Here is a 10,938-nt window from a genome sequence, read left to right as displayed (position 1 = left end):
GCCGGCGCGCAGACCGTCACCGAAGACACTGCCAAAGCCATCACCGGCGTGTCGGTGGCCGATGTGGATTCGTCCTCTCTGACCACCACGGTTTCGGTGCTCCACGGCACGCTGTCGGTCACCACTGGCGGCGGTGCGACTATCACCAACAACGGGACCGGTACGGTCACGCTGGTGGGAACGGCTGCCCAGATCAACGCTGCACTTGCCGGCCTGAGCTACACCAACACCGCGGATTACAACGGCACGGATACAGTCACCGTCGTCACTTCGGACGGCACGCTCTCCGATACCGACAGCATTGCCATCACCGTCAATCCGGTGGCGGATATTGCCAATGACACGGTGACGACCAACGAAGACACGCTGGTCAATATCAACGTCAATAGCAACGACAGCTTCGAGAACAGCGGCCACACCATCACCGCCATCAATGGCAGCGCCATTGCGGTGGGTGGCTCGGTCGCCGTCACCAATGGTTCGGTGACCCTCAAGGCCGATGGCACGCTGGACTTCACGCCGACAGCCAACTACAACGGCGCGGCTTCCTTCACCTACACCGTCACCTCCGGCGGTGTGAGCGAGACGGCTACCGTCAATGTCACGGTTGCTGCAGTCAATGACACGCCGGTCAATACCGTGGCCGGCGCGCAGACCGTCACCGAAGACACTGCCAAAGCCATCACCGGCGTGTCGGTGGCCGATGTGGATTCGTCCTCGCTGACCACCACGGTTTCGGTGCTCCACGGCACGCTGTCGGTCACCACCGGCGGCGGTGCGACTATCACCAACAACGGGACCGGTACGGTCACCCTGGTGGGCACAGCGGCTCAGATCAACGCTGCTCTGGCCGGCCTGAGCTACACCAACACCGCCGACTACAACGGCACGGATACAGTCACCGTCGTCACTTCGGACGGCACGCTCTCCGATACCGACAGCATTGCCATCACCGTCAATCCGGTGACGGATATTGCCAATGACACGGTGACGACCAACGAAGACACGCTGGTCAATATCAACGTCAATAGCAACGACAGCTTCGAGAACAGTGGCCACACCATCACCGCCATCAATGGCAGCGCCATTGCGGTGGGTGGCTCGGTCGCCGTCACCAATGGTTCGGTGACCCTCAAGGCCGATGGCACGCTGGACTTCACGCCGACAGCCAACTACAACGGCGCGGCTTCCTTCACCTACACCGTCACCTCCGGCGGCGTGAGCGAGACGGCTACCGTCAATGTCACGGTTGCTGCTGTCAATGATGCGCCGGTGAACACGATGCCGGCCTCCTTCACTACGCTGGAAGACACAAGCAAAGCCCTGACCGGCCTCTCGATCAGCGATGTGGATGCCGGCACCGGCACGCTAACAGTCACGCTAGTCGTGAACAACGGCGTCCTGAATGTCAGCGGCGGCGGCGCAAGCATTGCCGGCAGCGGCAGCAGCATCGTGACCCTCACCGGCACGGTGGCGCAGATCAATGCGACCTTGGCCGCCAGCGTGAATTACGTGCCCAACAGCAATTTCAATGGCACAGACACGCTCGCCATGAGCACGAGTGACGGCGGAAATACTGGCAGCGGCGGCACACTCACGGACAACGATTCGGTCAGCATTACCGTTACGCCCGTCAATGACGCGCCGGTGAACAGCCTTGCCACGTCCTACAGCACCGTCGAAGACACGGCCCTCAAGCTGAGTGGTCTATCTGTCGCGGACGTTGATGCCGCCTCAGGCAGCATGAGTGTGACCCTGAACGTCTCCAGCGGCAGCCTCGCTGCCACCTCCGGCTCCGGCGTCACCATCAGCGGCAGCGGCACTTCAGCACTCACGCTCACGGGCACTCTGAGCAGTCTGAACGCCTATCTGGCCAGCAGCAGCTCCATGCCGGTCTTCACCCCAGCCAGCAACGCCACGGCAGCGGTCACGCTGACCATGACCACCAATGACAATGGCAACACCGGTGGCGCAGCACTGACCGACGTCGACACACGGACCATCACGATCACACCGGTCAACGATGCTGCAGTGCTGACGGCGGACAGCGCGACCACCAATGAAGACACGGCGGTCAGTGGCAATGTGCTGAGCAACGACACTGATGTAGACAGCGCGCTCACCGTCGGCAGCTTTACCTGGAACGGCACGACCTATTCAGCCGGCGCCACAGCCACGATCACTGGCGTAGGCAGCCTCAGGATCGGCAGCAACGGTGCTTACACCTTCACACCGGCAAGCAACTACAACGGCTCCGTTCCGACAGCTACCTATTCGGTACTGGAAGATGGCTCTACGTCGGCCTCCTCCACGCTTTCGCTCGGCATCACGCCGGTGAACGACGCGCCGGTGAACACGGTCAAGACTTTCTCGACCTCGGCACCGACCACGGGCACGACCTACATCTCACTGGGGGGAATGTCTGTCACCGACGTGGATGCGGGCACCTCGACGATCACGGTGACCTTCAAGGTCAGCACGGCCTATGGGACACTGGCCGCCACCGGCTCGACCGCCTCCGGCGTCACTTCCAGCACCTCCACAACGGGCGGTGTCCAGACCCTGACGCTGACAGGAACCCTCACTGCCATCAACACCTACCTGGCGCTGACAACCGGCACGAACGCGGCCGGAAACGGCTTGAAGTTCAGCACCACGTCTGCCAGCACGACCGGCACTGCAGATCTGACCATGACCAGCAGCGACGGCTCGCTGACCGACACCGATGTCACGACAATCACGATCGCCGAGACCTCGACCACCGGCAATGCCGACCCTGACGCCGGCACACTCACCGAGGATGCGACGACCTCATTGACCGGAAATGTGCTGACCAATGACCAGGGCAACACGAAGTCGGTCTCACTGGTGAGCTTCGAAGGGGTGACGCAAACCGTCGGTACGGCTTTCAGCACCAACTACGGCACGCTCACGATCACCTCGACCGGCGCCTACACCTACACCGTGAACAATTCGGCAGTGCAATACCTCGCCGCGGGCCAGAGCATTACCGAAACCATTGTCTACCGAGAGACCTACTCCACCGGCACGGACACCTCCACGCTCACCATCACCATCACGGGCGCCAACGATGCGCCGGTAATCAGTGCGACCAGCGTCGCGGTGACCGGCACCGAAGACACGTCCTATGTTTTCTCCTGGTCGCAGTTCGGCATCTCGGATGTGGATACGTCGAATACCCTGTATGTGCAGGTCAGCACCCTGCCTAGCGACGGCACGCTGCAGTACTACAACGGAAGCGCCTGGGTCTCGGTCACCGCCGGGCAGAACATCTCGAAGAGTGACATCGACTCCGGCTACTTCCGCTTCGTGCCGGACAGCAACGAATCGGGTGCGGATATCTACGGCGCCTCAGGCACCGGCAACATGAAGAACGATTATGCGTCCTTCACCTTCAAGGGGTACGACGGCACGACGACCAGCAGTGCGACCGGCACCGTCACCATCGACATCACCCCGGTTGCCGACGACGCCAAGCTCACGGTGGGCGGTGTATCCGTCATCGATGGCTCCACGCTGATCGTTACACCGCCGGCTAGCGATGGTCTGACCGTGCGCCAGTACACGAGCATCGGCAACATCTCCACCGCCACGGTGGACACGCTTGCCGAAGTGCAAAGCCTGCTGACCCTGCTCGACGCAAACACGGCGAGCTCGACCACGATCTCCACTACGCCTCAGAACTACACCGCCAACACCAACAGCGATCCGAGCGGCATCCCCACCGACGGCGCGACACGGATCACCGGTCTCATCTACCTGGAGGCGGGTCACACCTACACCTTCAGCTCCTACATGGATGACACCGCGCTGCTGGTGGTGGGGGGCACGGTGCTGATGGCCAAGCAATACAACAGCTGGGGCAACATCACCGCGACCAGTTACACCGTCACCGTTAGCGGTTACTACACCATCGACTGGGCGGTCTATAACGGCAACAGCATTGGCGCCTTCAAGCCCTACCTCTCGGTTGATGGCGGCACCGCACTGGAGCTCACCAGCAGCAACTTCCTCATCTACAGCTCACTGGCAGCGGTCGAGGCCGCGGGAGGCGTTCACGATGCGGTCGTCGGCAGCTCGACCGCCGGCTACTATCCGGTCAGCAACAGCGGCGTTGAAGACACGGCCATCTCCATCTCGCCGATCACGATCTCGCTTTCCGACAGCGATGGTTCGGAATCGATGGTCAGCCTGGTCGCCACCGACCTGCTTGTTGGCACCGTGCTGACCGATGGCACCAATACTTTCACCGCTACCAGCGGTAATACCTCGGTCAACATCACCAGCTGGAACCTCAGCACGCTCAAGATCACGCCGCCACTCAATTTCTCTGGCAACTACAGTCTTGAGCTAACGCTGACCAGCAAGGAAAACGCCACCGGCGAACTGGCGACCAACTCCACCACCCTGACCATTCCGGTAGCCCCCGTTCAGGATGCGCCGGTCTCGGCTAACGACACCGCCAGCGTGGTCGAGGATTCGGGCAGCTATGTGGTGAGCGGCAATGTCATGAGCAATGACAGCGATCCGGACGGCGACGCCATCACCGTCACAGCTGTTAACCGGCAGTCAGCCCTGCTAGGCGCGGATGTCGCCAGCCTGTATGGCTACTTCCACATTAACGCGGATGGCAGCTACACCTACACGCTGAACAACGACGACGCACGCGTAAACGCCCTCAACACTAGCCAGACACTGACCGACTCCATCACTTACACCATCGCCGATACGGAAGGTCTCACCAGTACCAGCACGCTGACGATCACGATCAATGGAGCAAGCGACAGTTACTCGACGTCCTCAACGATCAGCGGCACCACAGGCGCAGACTCGCTGAGCGGTACCAGTGCGGCAGACCTGATTCAGAGTCTGGCAGGCAATGACTACATCGAGGCCGGCGCGGGTCACGATGTGGTCCGCACAGGAGACGCCAGCGGCACAGCGACTCAGACTGAGCTCGCTGCCTCTGCTTTCATGACGACGGCAGATGCCAGCATGACCGACAGCAACGGTCTGCTCACCGTCGCAGACGCCACCCACAAGGCCTATGGTGATCTTGCCAATGGTGGCACAGGCAACGACGCATTGATCGGCACAGGTAGTGGTACCCATCTTCTCTATGGCGGAGTGGGGGACGATTATCTGGTCGGAGGCAGCGGCAGCGACGCACTGCGTGGCGGAGAAGGTAACGACCGTCTCGAAGGTGGCGCGGGCAACGACGTGATGCGCGGTGACTTGGGTGCCGACGTGTTCGCCTGGTCACTGAATGATCAGGCTAGTGCTTCCGGCACCACGGCTGCGCTTGACGGCAATGTGTATGGCGTGGCGGCCGGCATCGGCCTCTCCAGCACCACGGATCTGGTCACCGACTTCAGCAAGGCAGATGGTGATGTGCTCGATCTGCGCGATCTGCTCAGCGGCGAAAGCCACCTCGGCGTTGACCCAGGCAACCTGAGCAACTACCTGCACTTTGAGGTTTCGAATGGCAACACCGTGGTTCATATCAGCAGCACTGGCGGCTTTACGAGCGGCACTTACGATGCGACCAAGGAGGACCAGACCATCGTGCTTCAAGGCGTGAATCTGCTCAACGACGGCACTGCCAGCTTGCTCAGTGACAATGCCGTGATTCAGGACATGCTCAAGAACAACCGCCTGATCGTCGACTGACGCGGCTGAACCCGCCCACCAACGGGCGGATCACACAACTCTTTTAAAAGCGCCACCCGGCAAGGGAAGGCGCTTTTTTTTTGCGCAGCAGGTGCACATCTATGTCGATTCGTAAGCGTCACTTGCATGTATTTCTCTGGTCAGAGCTATCTGCTTACACCACATCACCAACGCATCAGCAAAACACGCTGAGAGACTATTTTTGCGCTTCCTGTTGCAGCAGATTCCAGATCCGCTCGGCCATCTGGCTACCATTGTCATTGGCGCGATAGAGGCGCACTTCCAGCGGACAACTCCATTGCTGCGAACCGGCGACAGCCAGTTGTTTCTCGGCAAGCTCATGGGTCACACAGCTCTCCGGCAACCAGCCCAGGCCATGTCCTTCAACGATCATGGCCTTGAGCGCCTCGGCCATGTGGGTATCGAAGTTGCGCTCCAGCGGGATACGCTCCGGCGCGCCGAGCAGGATCATTTCGACCGCGTGAGCGAGATAGCTTCCTGGTGCATAAGCCAGGAAGGGAATAGCGCTGAATGTGGCCTTGTTCAGCGAAAACAGGGGGCCACCATCTTCGCGTGGGGCGGAGAAAGGCAGGAGGCGATCAGTTCCCAAGGGGAGATAGGAGAATCGCTTTGGATCCAGCAGGATCGGCAACTGAGGGTGATGGTAGATGATCAACAGATCACTGGCGCCTTCGATCAACGCAGCAACGCCCTCAGGGATATTGACCGCGCCAACACGCGTGATCACATTACTGTCGAGCCTCTCCTTGACACTCCGCAGCCAGCGCGGGAAGTAGGTCAGAGAGAGTGTGTGAGCCACCGAAAAACGCACGGTATCGCCCTTGCTCGGCACCTGCCCACGCAGCACGGTACGCATTTCGTAGGTGCGCTTGAGCATGTCCGCCGCAAAGCCACGGAAGATCCGTCCGGCCGTCGTGAGCTGCACGCCGTGCTCGCGGCGGTCGATGAGTTGGACGCCGAGCCAGTCTTCCAGCGCCTGCACATGACGGCTCAGGGTCGGCTGCGAAACATTGCGATTTTCGGCCGCCTTGGAGAAAGCCCGCGCATCCGCCAGCGTCAGGAAGTCTTCAATCCATCGTATCTGCATTGCAGTTGCGGCGACACGTCACGCATACCGCACTGCCGACGATCTGAGCAGACGGCAAGGCACGCTCGAAGCCTGCCGAAAAGTTGAACACGATACGGATTGTGCGCGCTTTCATGCGAGTTTTGCATTAAGTCACGCTAAGCGCCAACTTCCTGCCTAGGATTCCAATACCCCAATAGCAGGCAGAACAAGATGAATCCGATTCAAACCCGCAGTGAGCACGATCTGCTCGGCAATCGCGACGTTCCCGCTGACGCCTACTACGGCGTGCATACCCTGCGGGCGATCGAGAATTTTCCCATCACCGGCACACCGATCTCGGTCTATCCCGAACTCATTCACGCCCTGGCCGCCATCAAGCAGGCTGCAGCCCTTACCAACCACGACCTAGGCCTGCTCGACAAGCCTCGCGCCGACGCCATCATCAGCGCCTGCGAAGAGATCCGCTCGGGAGCCCTGCACAAGCAGTTCGTGGTAGACGTCATCCAGGGCGGCGCCGGCACTTCAACCAACATGAATGCCAACGAAGTAATCGCCAATCGCGCACTGGAGATCCACGGTTTCAACAAGGGCGAGTACAGCCAGCTACACCCCAACGAACACGTCAATATGGGTCAAAGCACCAATGACGTGTATCCCACAGCGCTCAAGCTGGCCGGCTACATGGGCGTACAAAGCCTCATCGCAGCCATGCAGGTTCTACGCGATGCCTTCGGTGACAAGGCCCGCGAGTTCGCCGACGTGCTCAAGATGGGCCGCACCCAGTTGCAGGACGCGGTGCCGATGACTGTCGGCCAGGAGTTCTCCACGTATGAAGAGATGCTCGGCGAAGACATTGCCCGTCTTCGCGAAGCATCACTGCTGATCTGCGAAATCAATCTGGGCGCCACAGCGATCGGCACAGGCATCAATGCCCACCCCGACTACGCCGCGCTTGTCCGCCAACGTCTGGCCGAAATCACCGGCATCCCGGTACTGACTGCACCGAACCTTGTCGAAGCCACACAGGACTGCGGTGCCTTCGTACAGCTCTCGGGCGTGCTCAAGCGCGTCGCAGTAAAGCTCTCCAAAGTCTGCAACGATCTGCGCCTGCTCTCCTCCGGTCCGCGTGCCGGTCTCGGCGAAATCAACCTGCCACCGATGCAGGCGGGCTCCTCGATCATGCCGGGCAAGGTCAATCCGGTGATTCCGGAAGTGGTGAACCAGATCGCCTTCGAGGTGATCGGCAACGATCTCACCATCAGCTTCGCAGCCGAAGCCGGCCAATTGCAGCTCAACGCCTTCGAACCGATCATCGCTCACAGCCTCTTCAAGAGCGTGACGCACCTGCGCGCCGGCTGCCTGACCCTTGCCGAGCGCTGCGTGCGCGGCATCACCGTCAACCGCGAGGCACTACGCCGCAGCGTTGAAAACTCGATTGGGCTGGTAACCGCACTGAACCCCTATATCGGCTACGAAAATGCGACCCGGATTGCTCAGGAAGCCCTGCTCACAGGTGGCAGTGTCTACGAGCTTGTGTTGCAGCACGGCCTGCTCAGCAAGAGCCAGCTCGACGAAATTCTCCAGCCCGATGTGCTGACCCGCCCGCGTCAGCCCATCAGCCTCAGCCGATGATCGCGGCCTGTCCTGCGGTGTTTTCCACTTTCTTCCTTCACGACAAAACGACACTAGGCCCCCATTCATCATGAGCGAAAACTTCAAGCAGGACGCACTCGACTATCACCGCTTCCCCCAGCCCGGCAAGATCTCGGTCACGCCGACCAAGCCCATGCTGACCCAGCGTGACCTGGCACTGGCCTACTCGCCGGGCGTCGCCGAAGCCTGTAACGCCATCGTTGCCGACGCAACGGCCGCCGACACGCTGACCTCGCGCAGCAATCTGGTAGCGGTAATCACCAACGGCACGGCAGTGCTGGGCCTGGGCAACATTGGCCCACTGGCCGGCAAGCCGGTGATGGAAGGCAAGGCCTGCCTGTTCAAGAAATTCGCGGGCATCGATGTATTTGATATCGAGCTGGCCGAAAACGACCCGGATGCACTGATCGACACCATCGCCCGCATGGAGCCGACTTTTGGAGGCATCAATCTGGAAGACATCAAGGCGCCAGAGTGCTTCTACATCGAGCAGAAGCTGCGCGAGCGCATGAGCATCCCAGTGTTTCACGATGACCAGCATGGCACCGCCATCGTCGCAGCGGCCGCCATCCTCAACGGCCTGCGACTAGTGGGCAAGGATATTGGCCAGATCAAGATGGTCACCTGTGGCGCCGGTGCTGCGGCTCTGGCCTGCCTGGATCTGGCGGTAAGCCTGGGCATACGCCGCGAGAACGTTTGGATCACTGATCTGTATGGCGTTGTCTATGCGGGCCGCACACAGTGCATGGACGACAACAAGGCGCGCTACGCGCAAGAGACCTCGGCACGCACACTGTCCGAAATCATTGATGGCGCGGACATCTTTCTCGGCCTCTCGGCAGCCAACGTACTGACCCAGGACATGGTCAAACGCATGGCGGCCAATCCGCTGATCTTTGCCATGGCCAACCCTTCACCTGAGATTTTGCCCGAACTAGCGCTTGAAGCACGGCCGGATGCCATCGTCGGTACAGGGCGTTCGGACTACCCGAACCAGATCAACAACGTGCTGTGTTTCCCCTTCATTTTCCGGGGCGCGCTGGATGTAGGTGCCACAACCATCAACGAAGCCATGAAGCTCGCAGCAGTGCGCGCCCTCGCCGCACTGGCGCATGCCGAGATTCCTGATGTGGTGGCCAAGGCTTATGGCGCTCGAGGACTGCGTTTTGGCCGGGAATATCTGATCCCCAAACCTTTCGATCCGCGCCTCATCGTGGCGGTGGCACCCGCCGTCGCACAAGCCGCCATGGATAGTGGCGTGGCGCGCCGTCCGCTCGCCGATATGGATGCCTATCGTGCCAGCCTGTCGCGCTTTGTCTATCACAGCAGCTCAGTCATGCAACCAGTATTCGATGCCGCACAGAAGCGTCCACAACGCGTGGTCTACGCGGAAGGTGAGGACGAGCGCGTGCTGCGTGCACTGCAGATCGTGGTCGACGAAGGTCTGGCCCGCCCGATACTGATTGGCCGCTCCAGCGTGATCGCGGAGCGCATCCAGAGCTTCGGTCTGCGTCTGGCAGCAGGCCGTGATTTCGAACTGGTCGACCCCGAGAATGACGCCCGTCTGCCCGCAATCGCCGACGCGTACTACGCGCTGGGCTGGCGCGAAGGCGTCAGCCGTGAGGCAGCTCAGCTGGCTGTGCGCCAGAATGCCAGCGTACTGGCAGCCATGCTGGTCAAGCGTGGCGAAGCGGATGCCTTGCTATGCGGAACCACCGGCAGCTACCGCCGCCACCTCGACGTGGTGACTCGCGTGATCGGTCGCTGCCAGGGCGTGAACACACTGGCAGCACTCAATCTCTTGATGTTGCCCGAGCGCAACCTGTTCATATGCGACACCTACGTCAACCACGACCCCAGCGCCGAACAACTGGCCGAGATGACCCTGTTGGCCGCCCGCGAGATCCGCCGCTTCGGCCTCGCGCCGCACGCCGCGCTGCTATCACACTCCAACTTCGGCAGTGATGACTCACCCAGCGCGCACAAGATGCGCGAAGCCCTGACCTTGTTGCGCGCCAGGGATCCTGACTTCGAAATCGATGGCGAAATGCATGGCGACGCCGCGCTCTCGTACGAAATCCTCACCAGCAATCATCCCCAGGCGACGCTGACGCGCGAAGCCAACCTTCTGGTAATGCCCAACCTGGATGCCGCCAACATCACCTTCAATGTGCTGAAAGCCACCTCCGGCCACGGCCTCACCGTTGGCCCAATCTTGCTGGGCACCGCACTGCCGGCGCACGTACTGACCCCGGTCGCCACGGTGCGCCGCATCGTCAACATGAGCGCGCTGGCCTCACTGGAGGCCGCCAGCCGCCAGGACGCCCGGCAAGCCTGATCACGCCATGAACGTCAGACGGACTGTATTCCACCACGGGATACAGTCCGTTTTCATTTGTCGCATCCGGCACAAATGCGGTGTCCCCCGCATGCGCTGCCGCACCGAAGAGCTACGAGCCAATCTGGCGCGCTACGACTTCACCAACGCGACTCGCCAAACTCCG

5 protein-coding genes are annotated in these 10,938 nt (G+C 60.9%); 3 read left to right on the top strand and 2 right to left on the bottom strand.

Annotation, left to right across the window (positions count from 1 at the left end):
* A partial coding sequence (locus Q3Y64_RS19050; protein ID WP_303564450.1) for a tandem-95 repeat protein occupies nt 1–5,691 on the top strand: 5,691 nt, incomplete at its 5' end.
* A gap of 196 nt (nt 5,692–5,887) precedes the next feature.
* On the opposite strand, the gene Q3Y64_RS19045 is transcribed toward Q3Y64_RS19050, so the two are convergent.
* Together Q3Y64_RS19045 and Q3Y64_RS19040 are read right to left on the bottom strand one after the other, a co-directional pair.
* Entirely contained in the window at nt 5,888–6,799 is a 912-nt protein-coding gene (locus Q3Y64_RS19045) for a LysR family transcriptional regulator (protein WP_303564447.1), read from the bottom strand.
* Entirely contained in the window at nt 6,780–6,914 is a 135-nt protein-coding gene (locus Q3Y64_RS19040) for a hypothetical protein (RefSeq protein ID WP_256376415.1), read from the bottom strand. Before Q3Y64_RS19040 ends, Q3Y64_RS19045 begins: the two co-directional genes overlap by 20 nt.
* A 77-nt stretch (nt 6,915–6,991) precedes the next feature.
* Here Q3Y64_RS19040 and aspA point away from each other — a divergent pair, with 77 nt between their 5' ends.
* Nucleotides 6,992–8,413: an aspartate ammonia-lyase gene (aspA, locus tag Q3Y64_RS19035; protein WP_303564444.1), complete on the top strand. Its 1,422-nt coding sequence runs from the start codon at nt 6,992–6,994 to the stop codon at nt 8,411–8,413.
* 70 nt (nt 8,414–8,483) lie between these two features.
* Entirely contained in the window at nt 8,484–10,772 is a 2,289-nt protein-coding gene (locus Q3Y64_RS19030; RefSeq protein WP_303564441.1) for an NADP-dependent malic enzyme, read from the top strand.
* Nucleotides 10,773–10,938 lie beyond the last annotated feature (166 nt).

This window comes from Uliginosibacterium sp. 31-12 (assembly GCF_030548425.1).
Lineage (GTDB): Bacteria > Pseudomonadota > Gammaproteobacteria > Burkholderiales > Rhodocyclaceae > Uliginosibacterium > Uliginosibacterium aquaticum.
This window is presented reverse-complemented; position numbering and strand designations above follow the sequence as displayed.

What these genes read in the sequence shown, in the direction of transcription:
- Q3Y64_RS19045 (WP_303564447.1), bottom strand. Translation starts at nt 6,799, where the DNA reads ATGCAGATACGATGGATTGAAGACTTCCTGACGCTGGCGGATGCGCGG.
- Q3Y64_RS19040 (WP_256376415.1), bottom strand. Translation starts at nt 6,914, where the DNA reads ATGAAAGCGCGCACAATCCGTATCGTGTTCAACTTTTCGGCAGGCTTC.
- aspA (WP_303564444.1), top strand. Translation starts at nt 6,992, where the DNA reads ATGAATCCGATTCAAACCCGCAGTGAGCACGATCTGCTCGGCAATCGC.
- Q3Y64_RS19030 (WP_303564441.1), top strand. Translation starts at nt 8,484, where the DNA reads ATGAGCGAAAACTTCAAGCAGGACGCACTCGACTATCACCGCTTCCCC.